Here is a 24,181-nt window from a genome sequence, read left to right on the forward strand (position 1 = left end):
CGCGACATTATATTGCGTTAACCCGCAATCTTTGAAAAGTCCGCCACGCTGTGAACCGCATCGCGGACCCGCGCCAGCAGCGCGAGGCGGGCGGTGCGCTTCGCGGGATCGGGGTCGTTGACCGTCACGCTTTCAAAGAAGGCGTCGATGGGCGCACGGAGCGTTGCAAGGGCAGCCATCGCCCCCTCGAAATCCTCCGCCGCCACCGCCTGTGCCGTGCGCGGTTCCGCCACGTCGAGCGCGGCGATGAGCGCAGCTTCGGCTATTTCGGGCGTGTAGGACAGGCCTGAATTGCCCTCCCCCTCCAGGGTCGGAAGGAGTCCCGTGCCTCCTTCCGAGGTTGGGTGGGGGGGTGCCACGTCGATAGCGGGACGCTCGGCTTCGCCTCGCTCCCCCTCTCCCCGGCCCTCTCCCCGCTGGGGAGAGGGAGTTTGTGGCGCTTCCTTCTTGAGGATGTTCGCGGCGCGCTTGTAGCCGGCCAGCAGGTTCGCGCCGTCGTCGGTGGCGACGAAGGATTGCAGCGCATGGACGCGGGCGAGCAGGCGAACGAGATCATCCTCGCCACCCAGGGCAAACACCGCGTCGATCAGGTCGTGACGGACACCGGCTTCGCGTTGCTGGACTTTGAGGCGGTCGGCCAAGAAGTCGAGAATATATCCTTCCTCCGACGCAAGCCTTTGCTCATATTCGACAGTCGCTGCTGCTGCTCGACGATCCCAGTTTTCCAGTATCTTCGTTTCCCCTGCTTCGCTCAATCCTTGAGTACCCGCAGCTTCCGCAATAGATGCGTAAGTCTGCGCTAAAGGCGTTAGCGTCATAGTCGCGTCAACGGGCGCAGCGCTGCTTACTGCTTTATTCACTATCGAGCTCAAACACAGCCTCACGCCCGTTTCCAGAATAATTCGTATTATTCCAATGGCGGCACGCCGGAGTGCAAAGGGGTCTTTGGAACCCGTTGGCTTCTCATCAATAACAAAAAAGCTTGCAATCGTATCCAGCTTATCCGCCAAACTCACCGCCACCGTGACCGGCGCGGTGGGGACGTCGTCGCCCTGGCCGACCGGCTTGTAATGGTCGCGGATGGCGTCGGCTACCGCGTCTGGCAGGCCTTCGGCGCGGGCGTAGTAGCCGCCCATAATGCCTTGCAGTTCGGGAAATTCGCCGACCATTTCGGTGACGAGGTCGGCCTTGCAGAGGCGGGCGGCCTGTTCGGCGAGGGTGGCCAACTGCTCCCTCTCCCCTGTGGGGAGAGGGTTGGGGAGAGGGGGTTCTGCGCTAGTGTCGCGCGCATCATTAGCGTCGAGCACCCTCTCCCTGCCCTCTCCCTCAAGGGAGAGGGTTCCAGAAGTGACGATGCCCTCTTCCACCAGCCAGCGGGCCAGCTTCGCGACGCGCTCGACCTTGTCGGCCACCGTTCCCAGCTTGTCGTGGAAGGTGATGCGCTCCAGCTTTTTGGCGTGGTCCTCCAGCCGGGTTTTGCGGTCCTGTTCCCAGAAGAAGCGGGCATCGGAGAGGCGCGCGGCCAGCACCTTGCGGTTGCCGGCGATGATCGCCGCGCCGCCGTCCTTCGCCTCGATATTGGCGGTGCAGATGAAGGCGGGGGCGAGTTTGCCTGTCGCGTCGCGCAGGACAAAATATTTCTGGTTGATGCGCAGGGTCAGCTGGATGACTTCGGGCGGGACTTCCAGGAAGGCGGGGTCGAAATCGCCGAGCAGCGGGACCGGCCATTCGGTGAGGCCCGCATTTTCCGCGATCAGCCCCTTGTCCTCGACCACGGTGTAGCCGTGGGCGGCGGCGGCCTGCGCGGACTTTTCGGCGATGATCGACTGGCGTTCCTGATGCGACACGATGACGTGGCAGGCGCGCAGCTTTTCGGCATAGTCGCTGGCGCCGCCGATCGTGATCTCACCGCTGTGGTGGAAGCGGTGGCCGAGCGTCGCGTAGCCGGACTGGATGCCGTCCACCTCACACGGGATCAAATCCTCACCCAATATCGCGACGATGCCCTGTAGCGGGCGGACCCAGCGCAGGCTTTCGGTGGTCTGGGACGCGCTGCCCCAGCGCATCGATTTGGGCCAAGGGAAGGCGCGGATGATGGCGGGGATGGCCTGCGCCAGCACGTCGGCGGTGGCGCGGCCGGGTTTGTTGACCACCGCGAACCAGATGCCGTCGCGATCCTCCAGTTGGTCCTGGGTCAGGCCGGTCTTGCGCAGGAAGCCTTCGAGCGCCTGGGGCGGCGCGCTGGTGCGCGGGCCTTTATGTTCTTCGCTGACGGCGGCTGTTTCCAGCGGCAGATCGCGGGCGATGAGCGCAAGGCGGCGCGGCGTGACGAAACTTTCGATCGCGCCGGGGGTGAGGCCGGATTTGGCAAGTTCCTCGGTAAACAGGCGGGCGAGATCGTCGCTGGCCTTCAATTGCATACGCGCGGGAATTTCCTCGCAGCGCAGTTCGAGGAGGAAGTCAGTCATCACGCGGTCCACCCGTTCGATTCCATCCATGCTTCGCAGCTGCCCTTGGCCATGTCGCGGACCTGGCCCATGTAGCTGGCGCGTTCCTGGACCGAGATGACGCCGCGGGCCTGGAGCAGGTTGAAGGTGTGGGACGCCTTGATCGCTTGCTCGAACGCGGCGAGCGGGACGCCATTGTCGATGCATTGGCGCCATTCGGCCTGGCAATCCTTGAACCAGCGGAACAGTTTTTCGGTGTCGGCGACCTCGAAATTCCATTTCGACATCTGCTTTTCGTTCTCAAGGAACACGTCGCCATAGGTGACGCCCGCGTCGTTGAATTTCAGGTCATAGACGCTGTCGACGCCCTGAATATACATGGCGAGCCGTTCCAAGCCGTAGGTGAGTTCGCCCGCGACCGGCTTGCAGTCATAGCCGCCCATCTGCTGGAAATAGGTAAACTGGCTGACCTCCATGCCGTCGCACCAGACTTCCCAGCCCAGCCCCCAGGCACCCAGCGTCGGGCTTTCCCAGTCATCCTCGACAAAGCGGATGTCGTGGACCAGCGGGTCGATGCCGATCTCTACCAGAGAACCCAGATAGAGATCCTGAAGGTTCGCGGGCGACGGCTTCATGATCACCTGATATTGGTAATAATGCTGGAGCCGGTTGGGGTTTTCGCCATAGCGGCCGTCGGTCGGGCGGCGGCTGGGCTGGACATAGGCGGCGTTCCACGGCTTTGGCCCCAGCGCGCGCAGCGTGGTCGCGGGGTGGAAGGTGCCCGCGCCGACTTCCATGTCATAGGGTTGCAGGATGACGCAGCCCTGTTTCCCCCAATAGGCATGGAGGGTCAGGATGAGGTCCTGAAAGGAAAGCGCTTTGCCTTCGGCCACGGGTGGTCCTTGCGATATGACGGTTTAGCCTGGCGTCGCGCATTGGCGTATGGGGCTGAAACGGTCAAGGGAAAGGCGCGCAAAACAGGGTTAAGCGGCTTGCCCTTGGGCCGCCCTGCCCGCATGTGTGGGGCATGAAGATGCTTCGTTTATGCGCCGCTGCGCTGTTGATGATGAGTGGCGTGGCGCAGGCGCGCCCTGCCCCGACTTCACCCGCTGTCGCTACCCCCGCGATGTGGCGGGTACGCGATGCCGATACCACCATCTATCTGTTCGGCACCGTCCATGTGATGAAACCGGGGATCGACTGGTTTCGCGGCGGGGTGAAGGCCGCGTTTGACGGAGCCGATGAGCTGGTGCTGGAGATTGTCGAGCCGGACGATCCCAATGTCATGGGCGCTGTCATGATGAGCAAGGCGCTGGCTGGCGACGGGGTGGCCTTGTCCGCCCGGCTGGACGACCCGGCGCGGGACAAATATCGCGCGGCGATGGAAGCCAATGCCATGCCGTGGCAGGCGTTCGAGGGCTTTGCCCCGTGGATGGCGGGCATGGCGCTGTCGGTCGCGCCGCTCCAGAAGCTGGGCTATCGGGCCGATCTGGGCGCGGAAAAGGTCTTGCGCGCGGCGGCGGTGAAGGCGGGCAAGCGGGTCGAGGCGCTGGAGACGGTCGAGCAGCAGATCGATTTCTTCGCGACGCTGCCGATGGCGCAACAGGTCGAATTTCTGAACGCGACGGTTGATGGATTGCCTGAGATGGAGGGCGAATTTGCGGGGCTGTTGCGCTACTGGCAGGCGGGCGATCCCAAGAAGCTGGCGAAGTCGATGAACGAGTCGCTGGAAGCGACGCCGCAGCTGGCGCAGATACTGCTGATCAGGCGCAATGCGAACTGGGCGCAGTGGATCAAGACGCGGATGGACCGGTCCGGCACGGTGTTCGTGGCGGTGGGCGCGGGGCATCTGGCGGGCAAGGGCAGCGTGCAGGATCAGTTGAAGGCGCTGGGCATCGCGACCCGGCGGGTGAAGGAGTAAGTGATGCGGCTGTTCACCCATTTTCTGGCGCTCTGCGCGCTGACGCTGGTTGCCGCATGTGGCAGCGATCCTGCCCCCGCGCCGGTTGCCAAGAGTGGCCCGGCGCTGTGGCAGGTGCAGCGTGGCGAGATGAAGGGCTGGCTGTTTGGCACCATCCATGTGCTGCCCAAGGGGGTGGCATGGGAAACGCCGACAATCAGCGAGGCGATGGCCAAGGCCGACCGGCTCGTGCTGGAGGCGGCGGACTTGCAGGATGAGGAGAAAACGCTGGCCCTGTTCGAATCCATGGGCCGCAGTCCGGGCCTGCCACCGCTCGACCGGCGGGTGCCGGAAGAGGAGCAGGCGGCGCTGAACAAGGCGATCAGCGAGGGAGGGACCAGCACGCAACTTTTGTCGGGCTACGAAAGCTGGGCCGCGGCGATGCTGCTGTCGGCGGCGACGCAGCAGGCGCTCAATGTCAGTCAGGATGACGGGGTGGAGCCAGTGCTGATCGCCACCTTCAAGAAAGCGGGCAAGCCGATCGGCGGGCTGGAGACGATCGAGCGGCAGTTCGGCGCGTTCGACACGCTGCCGCAAGCGGCGCAATCGCGCCTGCTGGTGCAGACGGTGCATGAGGCCAAGGATATGAAAGGGTTATATGATCGCATCCTCAAAGCCTGGACCACCGGCGACATGGACGCGATCGCCAAGGAGGATGAGAATGGCGAGCAGCCCGACCCGATGGTCGAGGAAGCGGTGCTGGTGGCGCGCAACCGCGACTGGGTGAAGGCGATCGAACCGATGAAGGGCGCGCCGTTCATTGCTGTCGGGGCCGGGCATCTGACGGGGCGGGAGAATCTGATCGACCTGCTGAAAGCGCGCGGGTTTGCGGTGACGCGGGTGCAGTGACGATAACCCTAACCCGTTCACCCTGAGCGCAGTCGAAGGGTTCCGCTGAGCGCAGCGAAGCGTCCTTCGCTTGCGCTCAGGTGAAGGCTTCGACTTCGCTCAGCCCGAACGGATATAGTAGCTGGACCGCCCGCTTGCTTTCTGGCCTTTTTCTGCTAAAGGCCGCGCTCCCGCTATGGTCATCCCTGGAGGCGTGGCGGGAAAAGTAACTCAAACCAGCTTTTGGAGACACGCAATGAGCGAGCAGCTTACGCTGTCGGCCGAGGCACGCGATCGGGCAGGCAAGGGAGCCTCCCGCGCCCTCCGCCGTGAGGGCCGCGTACCCGCCGTCATCTATGGAATGAACGAAGAACCCCTGTCGATCCATGTCGAGGAAAAGCTCCTCAACAAACTGCTCGGCACCGGCCACTTCTTCAATTCGGTCATCATGGTCGAAGTAAACGGCAAGACCGTCCGCACCCTGCCCAAGGATGTGGCTTTCCACCCCGTTTCGGACCGTCCGCTGCACGCCGACTTCCTGCGCGTTTCGGAACATGCCACCGTGCATGTCAATGTTCCCGTGCGCTTCGAGAATGAAGATGCGTCGCCCGGCCTCAAGAAGGGCGGCGTGCTGAACGTCGTTCGTCATGATGTCGAGCTGATCGTCGATGCCGCCGAAATCCCCGAAGATGTCGTGGTCGACCTGACCGGCTTCGAGGTCGGCGATTCGATCCACATCAGCGCGGTGACGCTGCCCAAGGGCGCCAAGACCGCGATCGACGATCGCGACTTCACCCTGGCGACCATCGTTGCGCCGTCGGCTCTGAAGAGCGCCGGCACCGAGGCGGAAGCGGAAGCGGAAGGCGAATAAGCCTTTTCCCGTCAGACTGACCTAAGCCCCGTTCGGGCTGAGCGAAGTCGAAGCCTGCCACTGAGCGAAGCGAAGTGCCTTCACTTCGTTCAGGCGGCCCCTTCGACTTCGCTCAGGGCGAACGGGGTTTTGTCGTGAAGGAGCAAGGGAAGATGCAAATCTGGGTCGGTCTGGGCAATCCGGGCGCGCAATATGCGATGCACCGGCACAATGTCGGCTTCATGGTCGCGGACCTGATCGCGGACCTGTATCGCTTCTCCCCGCCCCGCAAACAGTTCCAGGGCTGGACCCAGGAAGGGCGGATCGGGCCGGAAAAGATATTGCTGTTGAAACCCGCGACCTTCATGAATGAAAGCGGGCGCGCCGTTGGTGAGGCGATGCGCTTCTACAAGCTGGAGCCGCAGGACGTCACTGTCTTTCACGACGAGCTGGACCTGGCGCCAATGAAGGTGAAGGTGAAGCGTGGCGGGGGCAATGCCGGGCATAATGGCCTGCGGTCGACCGACGCGCATATTGGCGCGGATTTCCGCCGGGTGCGGATCGGCATCGGTCATCCGGGGCATAAGGACCGGGTGCATGACTATGTGCTGGGCAATTATCACAAGAGCGAGAACGACGCGCTGGCCGACATGCTGGGCGCGATCGGCGCGGAGGCGGAGTGGCTCGCCAAGAATGACGATGCGCGGTTCATGAACGCGGTCGCGCTGCGGCTGGCGAACTGAACGGACGAACTGGCAATAACTGCATTGCGAACAGTGACGAGGCCGGGCCATAAGGGCGCGGGGCATTGCGTTATGCAGGGGATTTCCGGGTGATTCAGACAGTTTCGACCACGCCGTTTACCGACCAGAAGCCGGGCACGTCGGGCCTGCGCAAGAAGGTGAAGGTCTTTGCCCAGCCCCATTATGCCGAAAATTTCGTCCAGTCGGTGTTCGACAGCCTGGATGGCTTTGCCGGGCAGACGCTGGTGGTGGGCGGCGACGGGCGTTATCTCAATCGCGAGGCTATCCAGATCGTCCTGAAAATGGCGGCGGCCAATGGCTTTGGCCGGGTGCTGGTGGGCCAAGGCGGCATTTTGTCGACGCCGGCTGCATCGCACCTGATCCGGTCGTCGGGCGCATTTGGCGGGCTGGTGCTGTCGGCCAGCCATAATCCGGGCGGGCCGGACGAGGATTTCGGGATCAAATATAATGTCGGCAATGGCGGCCCCGCGCCGGAGAAAGTGACCGACGCGATCCATGCGCGGACGCTGACCATCGACCAGTATCGCATATTGGAGGCCGCCGACACCGACCTGGACAGTATCGGCACCAGTCGGATGGGCGATATGCTGGTCGAGGTGGTCGATCCGGTCAGCCTTTATGCCGATCTGATGGAGCAATTGTTCGATTTCGGCGCGATCCGGGCAATGATCGCGGGCGGCTTTACCCTTGCCTTCGATTCGATGAGCGCGGTGACCGGTCCCTATGCGGTCGAGATATTCGAGCAGCGGCTGGGCGCGCCGTCCGGCACGGTGATGAACGGCACCCCCCTGCCCGATTTCGGCCATCACCATCCCGACCCCAATCTGGTTCATGCCAAAGAGCTGTACGACAAGATGATGGCCACCGATGCGCCCGATTTTGGCGCGGCGTCGGATGGCGATGGCGACCGCAACCTGATCATCGGGCGGCATTGCTATGTGACGCCGTCGGATTCGCTGGCGGTGCTGGCGGCGAACGCGCATCTCGCGCCGGGATACAAGGCGGGCCTGAAAGGCATTGCCCGGTCGATGCCGACCAGTGGCGCGGCCGACCGGGTGGCGGAGAGGCTGGGCGTTCCGCTCTATGAGACGCCGACCGGCTGGAAGTTCTTTGGCAATCTGCTCGATGCAGGCATGGCGACGATCTGCGGCGAGGAAAGCGCCGGCACCGGGTCCGACCATGTGCGCGAAAAGGACGGCATCTGGGCGGTGCTGCTATGGCTGAACATCGTCGCGGTGCGCCAGCAGAGCGTGGCGGCGATCATGGCCGATCATTGGGCGACCTATGGCCGCAATTATTATGCGCGCCATGATTATGAAGCGATCGCCACCGATCGGGCAGATGCACTGATGGCGGCGCTGCGCGGCAAGCTCGACAGTTTGCCTGGAACTGGCAACAGCGGCGGGACGATCAGCACGGCTGATGATTTTGCCTATACCGACCCCACCGACGGATCGGTCAGCCGCAACCAGGGCGTGCGCATATTGTTCGAGGACGGATCGCGGGTCGTGTTCCGCCTGTCCGGGACCGGCACGCAGGGGGCTACGCTGCGCGTCTATATCGAGCGCTATATGGCCCCCGACGGCGACCTCACGCTGGCGACGGGCGACGCGCTGGCGCCGCTGGTGGCCGCCGCGCAGGAGCTGGCGGACATAAGCGGCTATACCGGCATGGATGCGCCCAGCGTCATTACCTGATGGAGATGCTGGCCAATAGGGACTGAAACCGCTATCGGGCGCGCCATCGAATATGAAGTGAAGGCAGTCAAATGGGTTTTCGTTGCGGTATCGTCGGGCTTCCCAATGTGGGCAAGTCCACCCTGTTCAATGCGCTGACCGAGACGCAGGCGGCGCAGGCGGCGAACTATCCCTTCTGCACGATCGAGCCGAACGAGGGGCGCGTGGCCGTGCCGGACGCCCGGCTGGAGACGATCGCCAAGATTGGCGGGTCGCAGAAGATTATCGAGACGCAGCTGGCGTTCGTGGACATTGCGGGTCTGGTGCGGGGCGCGTCCAAGGGCGAAGGGCTGGGCAACCAGTTCCTGGCCAATATCCGCGAGACCGACGCGATCGTCCATGTGCTGCGCTGTTTTGAGGATGACGACATCACCCATGTCGAGGGCAAGGTCGATCCGATCGCGGACGCAGAGACGGTCGAGACCGAGTTGATGCTGGCGGATCTGGAGAGCCTGGAAAAGCGGGTGCCGAACCTGCTGAAAAAAGGTGCTCAGGGTGACAAGGAAGCCAAGGCTGCCGCCGCTGTGCTGGGACAGGCGCTGGAATTGCTGCGCGACGGCAAGCCCGCGCGCCTGACCAAGCCGCGTGACGAGGAAGAGGAACGGCTGTTCGCGCAGGCGCAGCTGCTGACGGCCAAGCCGGTGCTGTACGTCTGCAATGTCGAGGAAGCTGCGGCGTCTGAAGGCAATGCCTTTTCCAAGCGGGTGTTCGAGAAGGCGGCGGCGGAAAATGCCAGCGCGGTGATCGTGTCGGCGGCGATCGAGGCGGAACTGGTGACCATGCCGGTCGAGGAACGGGGCGAATATCTGGAAGCTTTGGGGCTGACCGAGGCGGGCCTGGCGCGGATCATCCGGGCGGGCTATGAATTGCTGGGCCTGATCACCTTCTTCACCGTAGGGCCGAAGGAAGCGCGCGCCTGGACCGTGCATAAAGGGTCGAAGGCGCCGCAGGCGGCGGGCGCGATCCATACCGATTTCGAAAAAGGCTTCATCCGCGCCGAAACCATGGCCTATGCCGACTACGTCCAGTTTAATGGCGAGGCCGGGGCCAAGGAAGCGGGCAAGTGGCGGTCGGAAGGCAAGGACTATGTCACGCAGGATGGCGACATCATGCTGTTCCGGTTTAACGTTTGACGCGACGTGAGCGCGTCCGTCATTCTTCTACACAACGCCAACGAGGCTATCGAGATGCTATCGCATCTTCACGCTTCGGCCCAACATACGCGCGATTGGATTGTCGCTAACAGCGACGATCCGTTACTGCTTTTACGAGCTTTAAAATTTGAGGAAGTCGGACTTCATCCCGTTGAAAATCGTCCACTAAACGTAATAGAGCAGCTAAATCAGACGTTCACATATGCAGTTGCGTTTGCGGCTGCTTCCCAGTTATTCAATCTCCACCCAGACTTAGCGGGACTAAAAATAGCGCCCGGCGCGCATATGGCACTTCCTCTCGACATAATGAGTATCGAAGAGGGATTGATTGGTGCCGAAACATTCGCAGCGGTTGATTATCGAAACAACCGAAAATTGACACGTGATCTGGACGTCATGGCTCTTCGTAACGAGCAACACCGGTATGTATTTTTTGCGTCCCCCACATTCCCCACAACTGAGCGGCAAATCAAGCTGGAGCGCCATGGTGTTCAAGTTTGGTCAGTTGAGATTTGAAGCCTACGCTCAAATTCGCCTTTCCGCCCAGCGTCGATGCTGACACAAGGCTGCTGATTCTGGGCAGCCTGCCGGGCGATGTGTCGATCGCACGGCAGGAATATTATGCGCATCGGGGCAATGCGTTCTGGGCGCTGATCGGCGAAGTGCTGGGCGAGGCATTGGTCGGGCAGCCCTATGCGCTGCGGCTGGAGCGGTTGCGGGCGCGCGGCGTGGGGCTTTGGGATGTGATGGCTAGTGCCACCCGGCCCGGCAGTCTGGACAGCGCAATCAGCGATGCGGATGTTCGCGACCTGAGCGGTTTCGTTGCCGCCCTGCCCGCTTTGCAGGCGGTGGCGTTCAACGGCAAGACGGCGGCGCTGCACGGGCGACGGCAATTGGGCGCGCGGGGTGACCTGATGCTGATCGACCTGCCCTCCTCCAGCGGCGCTCATGCCACATTGTCGCGCGCGCAAAAGGCGCAGGCGTGGCGGGTGTTGCGCGGCTGGATCGTCTGAGGGGCTGCATATCTCTGTCATATTGCGCGGCTAGATCAGCAGGCTAAGAGACAGTATTAAAACAGCTTCACAGAAGGTCGCCCCCATGTTTTCCCGTCGCCAGCTACTGACCGTTGCCACCACAGCGCCGCTGATCGGCGCGCCGGCTTTGTTGAAGGCGCAAAGCTGGTTTGCGGGCTATCCTTTCGCTTTGGGGGTGACGTCGGGTGATCCAGCGGCGGACGGCTTTGTCATCTGGACCAAGCTCGCCCCCAAGCCATTCGAGCCGCATGGCGGGATGCCGATGGTGCCGCTGCCGGTGAAGTGGGAAGTGGCGAGCGACGACAGGTTCAAGACGATCGTCGCATCGGGCGAGGCAACGGCGCGGCCGGAACTGGGGCATAGCGTCCATGTCGAGGTGGCAGGATTGCAGCCTGATCGCCCCTATTGGTATCGCTTTTCGCTGGGCAGCGACCAGTCGCCGCGCGGGCGGGCGCGAACTTTGCCGCTGGCGTCGGCCAGCCCCGCTGCCCTCAAATTCGGGGTGGCGGGCTGCCAAAATTATGAGGATGGGCTGTTCACCGCCTTCCGCCATCTGGCGCGCGAGGATGACCTCAATTTCGTCTATCATTATGGCGACTTCATCTACGAATATAAGCAGCGCGGGCCGGACTATGACAAGGACGGGCTGCCAGAGGATCAGATCCGGCATCATATCGGCCAGGACTGTTTCGACGTGGCGGATTATCGGCTGCGCTATGCCCAATATCTGAGCGATTATGATTTGCAGGCGGCGCGCGCCAAGCACACATGGTTTTCGACCTTCGACGATCATGAGGTCGAGAATAACTGGACCGGCGACCGCAACTGGAAGGATGTGCCGCCGGAGATTTTCCGCCTGCGCCGTCAGGCGGGCTTGCAGGTCTGGTATGAATATATGCCGGTACGGGCCGCGATGCTGCCGCGCGACGGCATCATCACCAACATGTATCGCGAGGCACGCTTTGGCGACCTGCTGTCGATCGATTTTCTCGATACCCGGTCCTTCCGCAGCGACCAGCCGTGCGATGACGGTTTCAAACCCTATTGCCCCGGCATTGACGACAGCAAGGCGCAGGTGATTTCAGCCGAGGAAGAAAGCTGGCTGGTGCGCAACATGACGCGGGGCCAGACCAAATGGAATTGCCTGGCGCAGCAGGTGATGATGATGTCGCTCGACCGGCGGCGTTACGCGGACGAGAAGGCGAAAATCTATAATATCGACAGCTGGGCGGGTTACAGCGCGCCGCGCAACCGCTTGCTGGGCAAGATGCGCGGGCTGGACAATGTCGTGGTGCTGACCGGGGACGAGCATCAGAATTTCGCCGGGCTGCTCGACAATGGCGACAAGACGGTGGCGGTGGAATTTGTGTCCACCTCGATCTCGTCGGGCGGCAATGGATCGGACCGGCGGACCGGCAGCGACATGATGCTGAAGAACAACCCGGAATTGAAATTCATCAACGACCAGCGCGGCTATCTGGTGTGTGAAGTGACGCCCGACGCCTGGACGACCAAGGCGCGGGTGGTGGATCAGGTATCGGCCCCCGGCGGCGCGATCAGCACGCGGGCGAACATGACGGTGCAGCGTGGCCAGCCCTCGCTCCAGATCAGTTGACATTGACGTAAACGTAAGCTCGCATTAGGTCCGTCATGAAAGGAAATGCCATGACGGACGCGACGGTCTATTTCGAGGATATTGAAGTGGGCGACAGCTTCGCCTTCGGCCCGCTGACGGTGAGCCGGGAGGAGACGATCGCCTTTGCCGCCGAGTTCGACGCGCAGCCTTTTCATCTGTCCGACGAAGCGGCAGCGGCCACCCATTTCGGCACATTGTCGGCCAGCGGATGGCACACCACCGCTTTGTTCATGAAGATGTTTGTGACCGAAATGCAGCGCGATCCGGGGCGGCAAGCGGCGAGTCTGGGCGCGATGGGCGTGGACGAGTTGCGCTGGCTGCGCCCGGTGCGGCCCGGCGACACGCTGCGCGGCACCAGCGAGGTGATCGACAAGAAGGTATCGCAAAGCCGGCCGGAAATGGGGATCGTGCGCAGCAAGGTGACGATCCTCAATCAGGACGACAAGCCAGTGCTGACGATGATCCCGATCGCAATGTGGCGGACGCGACCGGTTTGATTTCAATTAATCCCTTCCTCCATTCGCCCTGAGCCTGTCGAAGGGCCGTCCTTTCTGGAAAAAGAAGTGCAGGGCTTCGACAGGCTCAGCCCGAACGGATTATGGGGTCAGTGCATAGGCTGGTTCGCCTTTGCATCCGCCGCCATCACCCGCACGCTGGCGGCATTCGATCCGGCGATCTGCACCAGGTGCCGCCCGGCGGGGAGGTCGAACCAGACGATCTTGCGGATGCCGGAGCAGGCCGGGCCATGGCCATGCTCGACCGAGGCGACGGCCTCCGCGCCGGTCACGACATCGACCCAGGCCGGGCCGTCGAGCGCAATCCCCACCCGTGCGCCCTGTTTGAGCGACAGGGTGAATAGGCCGCCATGCCCCTCTTTTGCGCCTTTGCCCGGCGGCGTTGCGAACTGGACATGGGCAGCGGGGACGAGGGTCGCGACGACCGGCTTGCCCAGGATCAGCGCGGATGCGCCATGGGCTTGCGCGCCAGCCCTGGCCTGTCCGCTCTGGGTCCAGCTGGTCCAGGGTTCGGCGAGAGGCGCGGGGGTGGCGCATTCCGTGGTGGCAACCGGGGCAGCGACCAGTAACAAGGCAGCGAGGATGGTCATCGGATCACTTCCTTCCGAACAATTTTTCTATGTCGCCATGCCCCAGCTTCACCCAGGTCGGTCGGCCATGGTTGCACTGGCCAGAGCGCGGCGTGACTTCCATTTCGCGGAGCAAGGCGTTCATTTCCGCGACGCTCAGCACGCGGCCTGCCCTCACCGATCCGTGGCAGGCCATGGTGGCGGCGACGAGGTCCAGCCGTTCTTTTAAGGACAGGGCGCTGTCATAGGCGGCGAGATCGTCGGCGAGGTCTTTGACGAGGCCTTGCACGTCGGACTGGCCGAGCATGGCAGGGACAGCGCGGACCAGCATGGCCGACGGGCCGAAGCGTTCGAGGTCGAGGCCGAAGTCGCGCAATTCTGCGGCGCGGGATTCAAGACGGTCGCAGGCGGGTTCTTCCAGTTCGACGACTTCGGGGAGCAGCAGCGCCTGCGATGCAACCCCCTGCCCCTCCATCGCGCGGCGCATCCGCTCCAGCGTCAGCCGTTCATGGGCGGCGTGCTGGTCGACGATGACGAGGCCGTCCTCTGCTTCCGCGACGATATAGGTGCGCGCGACCTGGCCGCGCGCAACGCCGAGTGGGAAGCTCTGGCCTTCAGGTGCAGGGGCCATGGCGGGTTCGGCGCGGGCCTGGGGCGGCGGGGTCATGAAATTCGACCGGCGATCGCCGAAGGAGGAGGATGAGGCGAGCGGGTTGTAGCTGACCGATGCGGTGTCGAAGATCGGCATCGCGCCGATCGGTGTGGGCGAGACAGGTTCGGCGCGCCAGGCGGAAAGTGCGGCGGGATCGGCGTTCTGGACCGAACGAAAGCCCTGTTCGTCAAGGGCGCGGCGCAGACCGGAAATGATCATGCCCCGGATCATGGCGGGATCGCGGAAGCGCACCTCGGTCTTGGCGGGGTGAACATTGACGTCCACGTCGAGCGGCGGCACGTCGAGGAACAGGGCGACGACGGGATGCCGGTCGCGTGCCAGCATGTCAGCATAGGCACCGCGCAGCGCGCCGATCAGCAAGCGATCGCGCACGGGGCGGCCATTGACGAACAGATATTGATGATCGCCAACGCCGCGATTGTAGGTGGGGATGGAGGCGACGCCGGACAGGCGGACGCCTTCGCGCTCCAGGCTGACGATGACATGGTTTTCGGCCAGCGCCCGGTCAGTGAGCGCGGCCACCCTTTCCTCCCGCGCGTCGCCCGCCTGCACGCCGAGTGTGCGACGGCCATCATGTTCCAGCGCGAACGCGACGGCGGGATGTGCCATTGCGAGACGGCGGACGATGTCGAGGCAGGCGGCATATTCCGCCTTGGCCGATCGCAGGAATTTGCGGCGGGCAGGGACTTTGGCGAAGAGTTGCTCGATAGTGACGCGGGTGCCGGGCGGCAGCGCGGCTGGCCCCTCCGCCACCAGCTGGCCATTATCGACCGTGCGGTTCCAGCCTTCGCCGCCCTGCCGCCGGCTGTCGATAGACAGGCGGGCGACACTAGCGATGGAGGGGAGCGCTTCGCCACGGAAACCCAGAGTGGCCACATTTTCAATGGCATCGTCGTCGGGCATTTTGGACGTGGCGTGCCGCTCCAGCGCCAGCGCCATGTCCGCCGAATCCATGCCGACGCCATCGTCGCTCACCTCGATCCGGTCGAGGCCGCCATTGGACAGGCGAATGGCGATGCGAGTCGCACCCGCATCCAAAGCGTTTTCGACGATTTCCTTCAGCGCGCTGGCGGGTCTTTCGACCACTTCACCGGCAGCGATACGATTGACCAGATGTTCGGGCAGGCGGCGTATTGACATTGATTAGGGACTAGCCCAATCGGTCGCTTTCCGCGACCCGCGACGCCAAATATTTTGCACTGCACAGGATGACTGAACAGGGCAAAAGCCATGCGGCGCAGCGGACGAACGGAACAGCTTTCCGACCGGTCCCCAAGTCGCGTCGCGGGGACGGCGGGCGATACAGGATAAGGCATGTCGATCTTCTCGCGTCTCTTCAAATTCACTTCGCAGGATATGGCCATTGACCTCGGCACCGCCAACACGGTGGTCTATGTGCGCGGTCGCGGCATCGTATTGAACGAGCCGTCGGTGGTGGCGGTCGAAACGCTCAATGGCGTCAAGCGGGTGAAGGCGGTGGGCGTCGACGCCAAGCTGATGATGGGCAAGACCCCGGATTCGATCGAGGCGATCCGGCCTTTGCGTGACGGCGTGATCGCTGACATCGATGTCGCCGAACAGATGATCAAGCATTTCATCACCAAGGTGCATGGCGGCAAGCATAGCCCCTGGCGCGCGCCGGAAATCGTGATCTGCGTGCCATCAGGCTCGACCAGCGTCGAGCGCCGCGCCATCCGCGACGCGGCCAGCAATGCGGGCGCGCGGCAGGTGTTCCTGATCGAGGAACCGATGGCTGCCGCGATCGGTGCCGACATGCCCGTGACCGAGCCGATCGGTTCGATGGTGGTCGATATTGGCGGTGGCACGACCGAAGTCGCCGTGCTGTCGCTGCGTGGCCTGGCCTATACCACCAGCGTCCGCGTGGGCGGCGACAAGATGGACGAGGCGATCGTCTCCTTCGTGCGTCGTCACCATAACCTCCTGATCGGTGAAGCCACGGCGGAGCGGATCAAGAAGCAATATGGCATCGCCCAGTCGCCCGCCGATGGCGTGGGCGAGACGATCCATATCAAGGGTCGCGACCTGGTGAATGGCGTTCCCAAGGAAATCAGCATCAATCAGGGCCAGATTGCCGATGCGCTGGCCGAGCCGATCAGCACGATCGTGGAAGGTGTGCGGATTGCGCTGGAAAATACCGCGCCTGAACTGGCCGCCGATATTGTCGATCAGGGCATCGTCCTGACCGGCGGCGGCGCGCTGCTGAAGGGGCTGGATGACGAGCTGCGCGACGAGACCGGCCTGCCCGTCACCATTGCCGAAGATCCGCTGACCTGCGTGGCTATCGGCACGGGCCGCGCGATGGAAGATCCGATCTTCCGGGGTGTATTGCAAACCGCCTGATCGGTAGGCCAGAGCGAAAGGGACGCGGTGATGGCGCGGCCACCCAGCCGCCGCCCCGGACACAACCGGAAGGCGCAATATAGCCTGTTCGCCAGCTATGTGGTGGCGGTCACCGGCGCAGCCATCGGGCTGTTGCTGGTTATCGTCGCGATCTTCGATCCTACGGGTTTTGCAGGGATACGCGCGGTCACGGCCGAAGTGACGCGCCCTGTGTCGGCGGGCCTCAAAAATATGGTGAGCGGGGTCAGCTCCGTCGATGAGGTGCTGGCCGCCTATTGGCGCGCGGGATCGCAAAATGTCGCGCTGCGCCGTCAGGTGGAGGCGGACCGCAACCGCATCATCGAAGCCAAGGCGGTGGCGCAGGAAAATGCGCGGCTCAAGAAGCTATTGAAGCTGGTGGATGAGGATGCCAGCCAGTTGCTGACGGCGCGACTGATCAGTTCCTCCTCCAGCAGCGCGCGGCGCTTTGCGCGGTTGAATGCAGGGCGCTGGCAGGGTGTGTTGCCGGGGATGCCGGTGCGCGCGACCGAAGGACTGATCGGGCGGGTCCACAGCACCACGCCCAACACGTCCGACGTGCTGTTGCTGACCGACACCGGCAGCATCGTTCCGGTCCGCCGGGCGAGCGACAATATCCCCGCGATTTCGACTGGTGCTGGCGATGGATCGCTGGAGATCCGGGCGCTGTCGGCGGGGCGCAATCCGTTCAAGCCGGGCGACCTGCTGGTGACGTCTGGCATTGGCGGCATTTATCAACCCAACATCCCGGTCGCGGTGATCGTGCGGGTGCAGGGGGAGATCGCCTGGGGCTTCCCGCTCGCCAATCCCTCGCGCGTCGATGCGGTCGTGGTCGAGCGTGCCTATGAGCAGGTCGTGACCCGGCCCGATCCTGCCGCGCCCGCCCCGACGCAGGGCGCGGAGCCGGGTAACGCGGCGACGCCATGATCGACCGGCACCTATACCATGTGCCGCGTCTGGGGCGGAACCCGTCCCGCTTCCGGCTGGCGGGCATCCCGGTGATCACCGTCATGCTGGGATCGACCGTCACCGCACTGCCGCTGATCGCGCAATCGCCGGTGATGCCGCCCTTCGGCCTGCTGATCCTGCTGTCATGGCGGTTGTTGCGCCCGGAATTGTGGCGGGCGTGGATCGGGCTGCCGCTCGGCCTGTTCGACGATATGCTGAGCGGCCAGCCGATCGGGTCCGCCATGTTCCTGTGGACGGTCATGCTGATGGGCGTCGACGCGATCGAGCATCGCATGATATGGCGCAGTTACCGGCAGGACTGGCTGATCGCCGGTTTCGCCATTATATTCTGCATGGCCGGTGGGTTGTTCTTTGCCCGCATCACCGGCGGAGGCGATGTGAGGTTCCTGTTGGTCGCGCCACAGATGTTCTGGACGATATTGCTGTTTCCCTTAGTCGTCCGGCAATGCGCGCGGATTGACCGCTGGCGCGTAATGGCATGAAATTTCCCAGCCCCAAACGCCAGATCATCACCGAAGCAGCCCAGTCCTTCACCTTCACCCGTCGCACCATGGTGCTGGGGGCGATACAGGGGGGGATTGGCGCGCTGCTGGCCGCGCGGATGGCGTGGATCAGCATTGCGGAAAATGAGAAATATACGCTGCTGTCGGAGAGCAACCGGGTCAATCTGACGCTCATTCCACCACGCCGCGGCTGGATCATCGATCGCAATGGGCGACCGCTGGCGAACAATCGCACGGACTTTCGCGTCGACCTGATCCCGCAGCGGGTGGTGGATGCCGATGCGACGGTGAAGCATCTGGCGCAATTGCTGAGCCTGGAATCGGACGAGGTCGATCGCATCCGCGAGGAACTGGACAAGTCGGCGGGCTTCCGCCCGGTGCAGGTCGCCGACAAGCTGACCTATGACCAATATGCCGCCGTCAGCGTGCGCCTGCCCGACCTGCCCGGTGTCGCGCCCAGCCAGGGTTTTTCGCGCCATTATCCCGCCGGGTCCACGGTCGGCCATCTTCTGGGCTATGTCGGCGCAGCAACGGCGGAGGAATATAAGGAACGCAAGAATCCGCTGCTGATCACGCCGGGCTTCAAGGTTGGCAAGGACGGGCTGGAACGTGCGTTTGACGAGCATCTGACCGGCAAGCCCGGTGCCAAGCGGGTCGAAGTGACCGCGCGCGGCAAGATCGTGCGGGAACTGACCACCCGGCCCGACACGCCGGGCCATTCGATCAAGCTGACGATCGACGCGGGATTGCAGGAATATGCCGGGCGGCGGCTGGCGACCCAGAGCGGCTCCGTCGTCGTCATCGATTGCACCAATGGCGACGTGCTGGCGATGGCGTCGATGCCCAGTTTCGACCCCAACAGCTTTTCCGACGGCATCAGCCAGCTGGAATGGGCGATGCTGTCACAGGACGACCATGTGCCGCTGCGCAACAAGACGTTGCAGGGCCTGTATCCGCCCGGATCGACGGTGAAGCCGATGGTGGCGCTGGCGCTGCTGGAGGCCGGCATCGGGCCGCAGGAGACGGTCGGGTGCGCCGGTGCGCTGCGGGTGGGCAATACGCTGTTCCACTGTCACAAGCGGCGTGGCCATGGCGCGGTCAATATGCGCACGGCGATCGCCCAGAGCTGCGACATCTATTTCTACCAGATGGCCCAGCGGATCGGCATGGACCGGATCGCGGCGATGGCGCGGCGGTGCGGCATGGGGCAGCGGTTCGACCTGCCCTTCCCGAGCCAGAGTTATGGCACGGTCCCTGACCCGGCCTGGAAGCTAAAAAAATATGACCAGAAATGGCAGGTTTACGACACGGTGAACGCCACCATCGGTCAGGGCTATATGCTGATCAACCCGTTGCAGATGGCAGTGATGGCGGCGCGGCTGGCGACCGGCAAGCAGTTGATGCCCAATTTCCTACATGGCGCGAAACGGCCTTCGCCGTCGTCCGTCGGTGCGTCGGAAGAGCATCTGGTGATCATCCGCGACGCCATGAGTGCGGTGGTCAATGGCGGCGGCACTGGCGGGGCTGCGCGCATGGCCATTCCCGATGTGCTGATCGCGGGCAAGACCGGCACGGCGCAGGTGCGGCGCATCACCATGGCCGAGCGCGCAGGCGGGGTGCGGCGCGACGCTTCACTGGCGTTCAAGCTGCGCGACCATGCGCTGTTCCAGGGGTTCGCGCCGTTCGACAATCCGCGCTACGCGGTCGGCTGCATCATCGAACATGGCGGGCATATGATCCGCAATGAGGATGCGCCGATGATCGCGAGCGATACGCTGTCCTATCTGTTCGATCCCAAAAAGGCGATGGAGAAGCTGGAGACGCTGGAGAAAGGCTGGGGCGGCACGCCGACCGAGCGGCAGGCGCGGCAGATGGGCGCGTTCCGCCTGGCCCGCGCGATCGAGAAGGGCGAAGTGCCACCACCCGCCGCCGACAATGCCAGCAATGCGGCTGAGGCTGGCAACAGCGCCACGCCACCGCCCCCAGCGGCCGATGAGGCAGGCGACGTCCCGCCCCCGCCCGGCAGCAATGTGGCCGACGCACCATGAGCATCATTCCCCAGCCCCTCACCCAATTTCCCTGGCGCGTTCTGGGGCTGCTGCTGGCCATCGCGATGTTTGGCACGCTGGTTCTTTACAGCGCGGCGGGCGGCAGCATCTTTCCCTGGGCGACAAATCAGGCGGTGCGCTTCTGCGTGTTCTCCGCGATGGCGCTGGTGCTCAGCCGTATTCCGCTAGAGATTTTCGCGCGCTTTGCCTTTCCCGCTTATGCCGGCGTGCTGATCGCGCTGTTTCTGGTCGAACTGATCGGCGGGGTCGCGGGGGGCAGCCAGCGCTGGATTAACCTGGGCTTCATGCAGCTCCAACCGTCTGAATTTATGAAGCCGATCATCGTGCTGGCGGTTGCGCGCTTTTATGCCCGATTGCCGGTGGGCGAAATCCGCAGCTGGAACGCGATCTGGCCCGCGCTGGTGCTGATCGGCTTGCCATGGGCGCTGGTGTTGGTACAACCCGACCTTGGCACCGCTACGATGATCCTGGCGGGCGGCGTGACGGTGATGTTCCTGGCCGGGCTGCCGCTGCGCCTGTTCATCGGATCGGGGCTGACGCTGGCCTGTATCGTGCCGGTCGCCTTCAGCTTCCTGCATGATTATCAGCAAAAACGCGTCCTCATCTTCATGGACCCGGAAAGCGATCCGCTGGGCGCAGGCTATCATATCAGCCAGTCGAAGATCGCGATCGGTTCGGGCGGCATCTGGGGCAAGGGCTTTCTCCAGGGCTCGCAAAGCCATCTCGACTATCTGCCCGAAGGTCATACCGACTTCGTATTCGCCACCATGGCGGAGGAATGGGGCATGGCTGGCGGCCTGTTGCTGATCGGCGCGTTCATGCTGCTGTTCCGCTGGGGTCTGCGCGTGGCTATGCGCACGAGCGACCGCTTCGCCCGGCTGGTCGCGGCGGGGCTTACCACTACGATCTTCTTCTATGTCGCGATCAACCTGATGATGGTGATGGGGCTGGCCCCGGTTGTGGGCATCCCCTTGCCCTTCATGTCCTATGGCGGATCATCGATGCTGACGGTCATGCTGTGCGTGGGCATCATCATGGCGATCGACCGTTCCAATAGCCGCGCCAGCAACCCTGGCAACTGGGGCTGAAACCGCCCCGCGCAATATTTCTGCGCCGCAACGCAATTTAGGGTTTGCGAATCCCGATGACGCTGCTAATTGCCCGCCCACGCCAACGGGCACTGGTCATCCAGACCGCCCGATTGCCGGTGTGGACGCATAGCTCAGTTGGTAGAGCAGCTGACTCTTAATCAGCGGGTCCTTGGTTCGAGCCCAAGTGCGTCCACCATATCTTTCAAAGACTTAGGCGGTATTTTGAGGTCCAAAGCTGGACCCACCCCCTCCAGTTTACAGCTTGGTTTACAATTTCCTCCGGTTTTCGAGCTTCGAAATGGCCGTTTCCGCCATCTCGGAATCCCGCTTGAGATAGTGCGTATCGAGGATCGTCTCGACGTCCTTGAGGCTATGCCCGGTGATCGTCGCGATCTGCGGAACACTCGCTCCTGCGATCGCCAGGCGGGTCACGACAGTGCCCCGCAGGTCGTGGAAGGTGAGACCAGCGACACCGGCTTTCACACAGGCCTTGCGCCACGATGTCCGAAAGCCGTCGCTTGTCCAGGATTGCCCGCGTTCGGTGAGCAGTATCGTTGCCGGCAACGACTTCCCCTCGACGTCGTAGCGGGCCTTCAAAGCGTCCAGCGCAAGCTTGAGCGGTGCTCCCACAGGAACGATCACCCGCTTGGGCTTGCGGTTCTTCACTTTGCTCTTTGTCTTGCTCTGCGTGAGACGGATTTCCGCGCCGTCATACGCCGCCCAGGGCAGGTTGATGAGATCGCCCTGACGCTGCCCTGTCCACAAGGCGAGCGTCATGGCCAGGTGTAGGTGGGGCGGAGCGTGCTTATAGAAGGCTTCCTCGTCACCGTCTTTCCAGACGGAATCGACGCGGCCGGATTGATATAGACGGCCGGGCCGTTTGCAGGGGTTGGCGACGACCAGTCCGCGATCAAGCGCCCATGCAAGAATCCGCGCCAAAACCGCAAAGCGATAATCCGCCGTGCGTTCCGATGTGCCGGCAATTCGATCGCGCCAAGCCAGAAACTCGCCGCGCGTGCGCGGGTCACCCAGTGCGCCTATCGGAAAGTCTCCGAACTCCGTTTCGATGAATCTCAGATGCTTCCCATAGTCCTTGCGGGTGCGGGGAGCGAGACGGGTATAATCGGTGGATTGCTCGAAAGCCCGAAACACGCCGTTGAGCGTGTCGCTTGGTTTGGGCCTGCTTTTTCGCTCATCGTGCGCTGTGACATAAGCCTGATGGAATTCCGGTGTGCCGAATTTGGCCTCGATGCGGGGCCCTCCACGCCACGCATAATAGTAGGTTGCGTATAGGCCGCTTGCCAGTTTCTTGCGTACCCTGTGGACACCTTTAAGATTGACGCGCATCGCGCCGCGCCTTCCATTCGTCGAACGGGGTCGACGAAACCGCGGATGGTTCCGTTTCCAGATGCACGAGGATGATCCGCCCATCAGGGTGGATCTCGGTGCGCACGATCGTCAGTCCACCCTCGCAGGCCATACGGATGGCCTGGGCGAGACTGGGGCGTCGTGGTGAGGATTTACGCTGTTCGGCCACAGCACGCTGCCAAAGACCGCAGGACGCGAACCCAACTCGTGTTCCCCTGCCTGGCGCACTCCCCACTCCCTCCCTTGGCGAGCCGGTTGGTGAGATCTGACGTTATATCTGGCTGTGACGAAGAGCGCCGTATCCGGTTGGGCGCCGCTGTAGATGGATGGGCCTCAGCGTCCGGGAAGCGGACGATAGTGGCTGCAACTCCCACTGGGACAAGAGTCGGCCCCGAAGTCCGAAAGATGGCAAAACGCATTGTGCGCTCCTCACTGGAGCACCCACGCGATGTCACGAAGCAAAAGTAATAATATCATATTTTTTAGTAACTTGAAGACGGTTATTCGTTAGTGCTCTCATTTCAGTTGTACGGTAGCGGGCGAAGTTCCAGGCACGAACACATCGTTCCCGAACCTTCCGCTCAGGTGCATGGCCACAGAGGCGATATAGTTTCGCTGACGCCACGTTGTCGGGCTGTGGTAGACGCCAACGGCCTTCCAATAGTCCCCCGTCGTCCGCAGAGCGGACAGAAACACCCACCGTGCGGCCTCGGCGTTGAAACAGGGATCAAAACGGAGCCAATGACGCACATGGGCTTTCGGCCGGCCGATATGCGCTGCGATGCGTCCGACCCACCAACTGTTGATCTGCAAAGGCCCCAGGTCATGGGTGCCGTTGGTGTTGGCGACCTCGGCACCGATCCAGCCTGCCTCCTGGTCGCGTAAGCCCCATAGCGTCTTTTCGAGCCAGGGCCTGCCAAGTGAGGCCTGGCGGATGCACGCACCGATTAGACGTTCCTCATCCCGATTGCGCGTCCTGGCCTGCGCCAAGGACGGTGAAATTATCACTCCGCACAGCAATATACCGATGAGACAGGGAACGAAACGCATCATACAGCCCTCATCGCCTTTGACGCCGCTCGGTCATGGTGCCCTAAGCCGGTGAGGTCTGGAAACGGCCCATCCGTCAGCAAGGCCAGAAGCGCGCGACCGGAAATGATTTCGATAGTGCTGCCATGCGCGACGGCGGCCCGGCTTTGCAGCCCGGTCCGTCCCGTATGGATGAAGAGGCCGCGCCGCCCCTTCGTGCGACAGAGCGCCTCAAATGCCGGGACATGTTCCGGCCGGATCGTATCAGCATAGCGCTTGGCCTGGATCAGCCAGACTGCGCCATTGATGACCACCTGTCCGTCGATCCCGCCATCACCGGTGTAACGGCGGTTTCGAATGACCTTGTGACCACGGCGCTCGAAACTTTCGAGCAGAAGCTCCTCGAACGCGAGCGGGTCCATGGCGCGCAGGCGGGCATAGAGGAGTTGTGGCGGCTGCAACCGGTCCCGCCCGCGAAGTTGGGCCGCCATGGCCCTGGCCTGCCGCCTCCGCCAGCGATGCTTCACGGGCATCCGAAATCGACGGACGAAAAAAGCCAGAAGGATGAGCAGCAGCGCGGACAGGATAAACAGCATGGGAAAGGACC

The 24,181-nt window shown here is 63.0% G+C and carries 23 protein-coding genes and 1 tRNA gene; 16 read left to right on the plus strand and 8 right to left on the minus strand.

Features of this window, described 5'->3' with window-relative positions; all coding sequences use genetic code 11:
• Window positions 1-17: 17 nt before the first annotated feature.
• Both glyS and Q0D44_RS16260 read right to left on the minus strand, forming a co-directional pair.
• The gene (gene glyS / locus Q0D44_RS16255) at window positions 18-2,468 is read right to left on the minus strand and encodes a glycine--tRNA ligase subunit beta (RefSeq protein WP_294138020.1); all 2,451 of its coding nucleotides are present in this window, start codon (window positions 2,466-2,468) and stop codon (window positions 18-20) included.
• The gene (locus tag Q0D44_RS16260; RefSeq protein ID WP_294138004.1) at window positions 2,468-3,340 is read right to left on the minus strand and encodes a glycine--tRNA ligase subunit alpha; all 873 of its coding nucleotides are present in this window, start codon (window positions 3,338-3,340) and stop codon (window positions 2,468-2,470) included. Before Q0D44_RS16260 ends, glyS begins: the two co-directional genes overlap by 1 nt.
• 134 nt (window positions 3,341-3,474) lie before the next feature.
• Here Q0D44_RS16260 and Q0D44_RS16265 point away from each other — a divergent pair, with 134 nt between their 5' ends.
• From Q0D44_RS16265 to Q0D44_RS16310, 10 genes are all read left to right on the plus strand, one after another.
• Window positions 3,475-4,368, plus strand: a complete 894-nt coding sequence (locus Q0D44_RS16265; protein WP_294138005.1) for a TraB/GumN family protein — start codon at window positions 3,475-3,477, stop codon at window positions 4,366-4,368.
• A gap of 3 nt (window positions 4,369-4,371) precedes the next feature.
• On the plus strand, window positions 4,372-5,256 hold the full coding sequence (locus Q0D44_RS16270; protein ID WP_294138006.1) for a TraB/GumN family protein: 885 nt from the start codon (window positions 4,372-4,374) through the stop codon (window positions 5,254-5,256).
• A 235-nt stretch (window positions 5,257-5,491) separates the two neighbouring features.
• Complete coding sequence (locus Q0D44_RS16275; protein ID WP_217674940.1) at window positions 5,492-6,106, plus strand: 50S ribosomal protein L25/general stress protein Ctc; 615 nt, start codon at window positions 5,492-5,494, stop codon at window positions 6,104-6,106.
• Window positions 6,107-6,258: 152 nt separating this feature from the next.
• Complete coding sequence (gene pth / locus Q0D44_RS16280) at window positions 6,259-6,828, plus strand: aminoacyl-tRNA hydrolase (protein ID WP_294138007.1); 570 nt, start codon at window positions 6,259-6,261, stop codon at window positions 6,826-6,828.
• Between the two features lie 89 nt (window positions 6,829-6,917).
• On the plus strand, window positions 6,918-8,546 hold the full coding sequence (locus Q0D44_RS16285; protein WP_294138008.1) for an alpha-D-glucose phosphate-specific phosphoglucomutase: 1,629 nt from the start codon (window positions 6,918-6,920) through the stop codon (window positions 8,544-8,546).
• A gap of 71 nt (window positions 8,547-8,617) precedes the next feature.
• Window positions 8,618-9,718 carry a redox-regulated ATPase YchF gene (ychF, locus tag Q0D44_RS16290; protein ID WP_294138009.1) on the plus strand — a complete coding sequence of 367 codons (1,101 nt, stop codon included), beginning with the start codon at window positions 8,618-8,620 and terminating at the stop codon, window positions 9,716-9,718.
• Between the two features lie 6 nt (window positions 9,719-9,724).
• Window positions 9,725-10,255 carry a hypothetical protein gene (locus Q0D44_RS16295; protein WP_294138010.1) on the plus strand — a complete coding sequence of 177 codons (531 nt, stop codon included), beginning with the start codon at window positions 9,725-9,727 and terminating at the stop codon, window positions 10,253-10,255.
• The gene (locus Q0D44_RS16300) at window positions 10,252-10,752 is read left to right on the plus strand and encodes a DNA-deoxyinosine glycosylase (RefSeq protein WP_294138011.1); all 501 of its coding nucleotides are present in this window, start codon (window positions 10,252-10,254) and stop codon (window positions 10,750-10,752) included. Before Q0D44_RS16295 ends, Q0D44_RS16300 begins: the two co-directional genes overlap by 4 nt.
• Before the next feature lie 85 nt (window positions 10,753-10,837).
• On the plus strand, window positions 10,838-12,388 hold the full coding sequence (locus Q0D44_RS16305) for an alkaline phosphatase D family protein (protein WP_294138012.1): 1,551 nt from the start codon (window positions 10,838-10,840) through the stop codon (window positions 12,386-12,388).
• A 50-nt stretch (window positions 12,389-12,438) separates the two neighbouring features.
• A complete protein-coding gene (locus Q0D44_RS16310) occupies window positions 12,439-12,906 on the plus strand; it encodes a MaoC family dehydratase (RefSeq protein WP_294138013.1) in 468 nt (155 codons plus the stop codon).
• Window positions 12,907-13,013: 107 nt separating this feature from the next.
• Here Q0D44_RS16310 and Q0D44_RS16315 read toward each other — a convergent pair whose 3' ends face one another.
• Together Q0D44_RS16315 and mutL are read right to left on the minus strand one after the other, a co-directional pair.
• Window positions 13,014-13,514 carry a hypothetical protein gene (locus Q0D44_RS16315; RefSeq protein ID WP_294138014.1) on the minus strand — a complete coding sequence of 167 codons (501 nt, stop codon included), beginning with the start codon at window positions 13,512-13,514 and terminating at the stop codon, window positions 13,014-13,016.
• A gap of 4 nt (window positions 13,515-13,518) precedes the next feature.
• Window positions 13,519-15,306: a DNA mismatch repair endonuclease MutL gene (gene mutL / locus Q0D44_RS16320; protein WP_294138015.1), complete on the minus strand. Its 1,788-nt coding sequence runs from the start codon at window positions 15,304-15,306 to the stop codon at window positions 13,519-13,521.
• 174 nt (window positions 15,307-15,480) lie between these two features.
• On the opposite strand from mutL, the gene Q0D44_RS16325 reads away from it, so the two are divergent.
• From Q0D44_RS16325 to Q0D44_RS16350, 6 genes are all read left to right on the plus strand, one after another.
• Window positions 15,481-16,527 (plus strand): rod shape-determining protein, encoded by a 1,047-nt coding sequence (locus Q0D44_RS16325; protein ID WP_006957952.1) that lies wholly within the window; start codon window positions 15,481-15,483, stop codon window positions 16,525-16,527.
• A 30-nt stretch (window positions 16,528-16,557) separates the two neighbouring features.
• A complete protein-coding gene (mreC, locus tag Q0D44_RS16330) occupies window positions 16,558-17,472 on the plus strand; it encodes a rod shape-determining protein MreC (RefSeq protein WP_294138016.1) in 915 nt (304 codons plus the stop codon).
• Window positions 17,469-17,996 (plus strand): rod shape-determining protein MreD, encoded by a 528-nt coding sequence (gene mreD / locus Q0D44_RS16335; protein WP_294138017.1) that lies wholly within the window; start codon window positions 17,469-17,471, stop codon window positions 17,994-17,996. Before mreC ends, mreD begins: the two co-directional genes overlap by 4 nt.
• The gene (gene mrdA / locus Q0D44_RS16340; RefSeq protein ID WP_294138018.1) at window positions 17,993-20,065 is read left to right on the plus strand and encodes a penicillin-binding protein 2; all 2,073 of its coding nucleotides are present in this window, start codon (window positions 17,993-17,995) and stop codon (window positions 20,063-20,065) included. Before mreD ends, mrdA begins: the two co-directional genes overlap by 4 nt.
• Window positions 20,062-21,174 (plus strand): rod shape-determining protein RodA, encoded by a 1,113-nt coding sequence (gene rodA, locus Q0D44_RS16345; protein ID WP_294138019.1) that lies wholly within the window; start codon window positions 20,062-20,064, stop codon window positions 21,172-21,174. The genes mrdA and rodA overlap by 4 nt, the downstream gene beginning before the upstream one ends.
• A 123-nt stretch (window positions 21,175-21,297) precedes the next feature.
• Window positions 21,298-21,373, plus strand: a tRNA-Lys gene (locus Q0D44_RS16350).
• 71 nt (window positions 21,374-21,444) lie between these two features.
• Here the strand turns inward: Q0D44_RS16350 and Q0D44_RS16355 are convergent.
• The 4 genes from Q0D44_RS16355 to Q0D44_RS16370 all read right to left on the minus strand — a co-directional run bounded on the left by Q0D44_RS16355 (window position 21,445) and on the right by Q0D44_RS16370 (window position 24,170).
• On the minus strand, window positions 21,445-22,524 hold the full coding sequence (locus Q0D44_RS16355; protein WP_066764613.1) for a tyrosine-type recombinase/integrase: 1,080 nt from the start codon (window positions 22,522-22,524) through the stop codon (window positions 21,445-21,447).
• The gene (locus tag Q0D44_RS16360) at window positions 22,508-22,657 is read right to left on the minus strand and encodes a hypothetical protein (protein WP_177185005.1); all 150 of its coding nucleotides are present in this window, start codon (window positions 22,655-22,657) and stop codon (window positions 22,508-22,510) included. The genes Q0D44_RS16355 and Q0D44_RS16360 overlap by 17 nt, the downstream gene beginning before the upstream one ends.
• Before the next feature lie 404 nt (window positions 22,658-23,061).
• Window positions 23,062-23,598 carry a lytic transglycosylase domain-containing protein gene (locus Q0D44_RS16365; protein WP_253204225.1) on the minus strand — a complete coding sequence of 179 codons (537 nt, stop codon included), beginning with the start codon at window positions 23,596-23,598 and terminating at the stop codon, window positions 23,062-23,064.
• The gene (locus Q0D44_RS16370) at window positions 23,595-24,170 is read right to left on the minus strand and encodes a restriction endonuclease (RefSeq protein ID WP_066764615.1); all 576 of its coding nucleotides are present in this window, start codon (window positions 24,168-24,170) and stop codon (window positions 23,595-23,597) included. The genes Q0D44_RS16365 and Q0D44_RS16370 overlap by 4 nt, the downstream gene beginning before the upstream one ends.
• Between the last annotated feature and the right edge of the window lie 11 nt (window positions 24,171-24,181).

The sequence above is a fragment of the Sphingobium sp. genome, assembly GCA_023266575.1.
Lineage (GTDB): Bacteria > Pseudomonadota > Alphaproteobacteria > Sphingomonadales > Sphingomonadaceae > Sphingobium.

Bases quoted from the DNA above. Each gene is read 5' to 3' on its own strand.
- glyS (WP_294138020.1), bottom strand. From the start codon at position 2,468: ATGACTGACTTCCTCCTCGAACTGCGCTGCGAGGAAATTCCCGCGCGT.
- Q0D44_RS16265 (WP_294138005.1), top strand. From the start codon at position 3,475: ATGAAGATGCTTCGTTTATGCGCCGCTGCGCTGTTGATGATGAGTGGC.
- Q0D44_RS16270 (WP_294138006.1), top strand. From the start codon at position 4,372: ATGCGGCTGTTCACCCATTTTCTGGCGCTCTGCGCGCTGACGCTGGTT.
- Q0D44_RS16275 (WP_217674940.1), top strand. From the start codon at position 5,492: ATGAGCGAGCAGCTTACGCTGTCGGCCGAGGCACGCGATCGGGCAGGC.
- pth (WP_294138007.1), top strand. From the start codon at position 6,259: ATGCAAATCTGGGTCGGTCTGGGCAATCCGGGCGCGCAATATGCGATG.
- ychF (WP_294138009.1), top strand. From the start codon at position 8,618: ATGGGTTTTCGTTGCGGTATCGTCGGGCTTCCCAATGTGGGCAAGTCC.
- Q0D44_RS16305 (WP_294138012.1), top strand. From the start codon at position 10,838: ATGTTTTCCCGTCGCCAGCTACTGACCGTTGCCACCACAGCGCCGCTG.
- Q0D44_RS16310 (WP_294138013.1), top strand. From the start codon at position 12,439: ATGACGGACGCGACGGTCTATTTCGAGGATATTGAAGTGGGCGACAGC.
- Q0D44_RS16315 (WP_294138014.1), bottom strand. From the start codon at position 13,514: ATGACCATCCTCGCTGCCTTGTTACTGGTCGCTGCCCCGGTTGCCACC.
- mutL (WP_294138015.1), bottom strand. From the start codon at position 15,306: ATGTCAATACGCCGCCTGCCCGAACATCTGGTCAATCGTATCGCTGCC.
- Q0D44_RS16325 (WP_006957952.1), top strand. From the start codon at position 15,481: ATGTCGATCTTCTCGCGTCTCTTCAAATTCACTTCGCAGGATATGGCC.
- mreC (WP_294138016.1), top strand. From the start codon at position 16,558: ATGGCGCGGCCACCCAGCCGCCGCCCCGGACACAACCGGAAGGCGCAA.
- mreD (WP_294138017.1), top strand. From the start codon at position 17,469: ATGATCGACCGGCACCTATACCATGTGCCGCGTCTGGGGCGGAACCCG.
- mrdA (WP_294138018.1), top strand. From the start codon at position 17,993: ATGAAATTTCCCAGCCCCAAACGCCAGATCATCACCGAAGCAGCCCAG.
- rodA (WP_294138019.1), top strand. From the start codon at position 20,062: ATGAGCATCATTCCCCAGCCCCTCACCCAATTTCCCTGGCGCGTTCTG.
- Q0D44_RS16355 (WP_066764613.1), bottom strand. From the start codon at position 22,524: ATGCGCGTCAATCTTAAAGGTGTCCACAGGGTACGCAAGAAACTGGCA.
- Q0D44_RS16360 (WP_177185005.1), bottom strand. From the start codon at position 22,657: ATGGCCTGCGAGGGTGGACTGACGATCGTGCGCACCGAGATCCACCCT.
- Q0D44_RS16365 (WP_253204225.1), bottom strand. From the start codon at position 23,598: ATGATGCGTTTCGTTCCCTGTCTCATCGGTATATTGCTGTGCGGAGTG.
- Q0D44_RS16370 (WP_066764615.1), bottom strand. From the start codon at position 24,170: ATGCTGTTTATCCTGTCCGCGCTGCTGCTCATCCTTCTGGCTTTTTTC.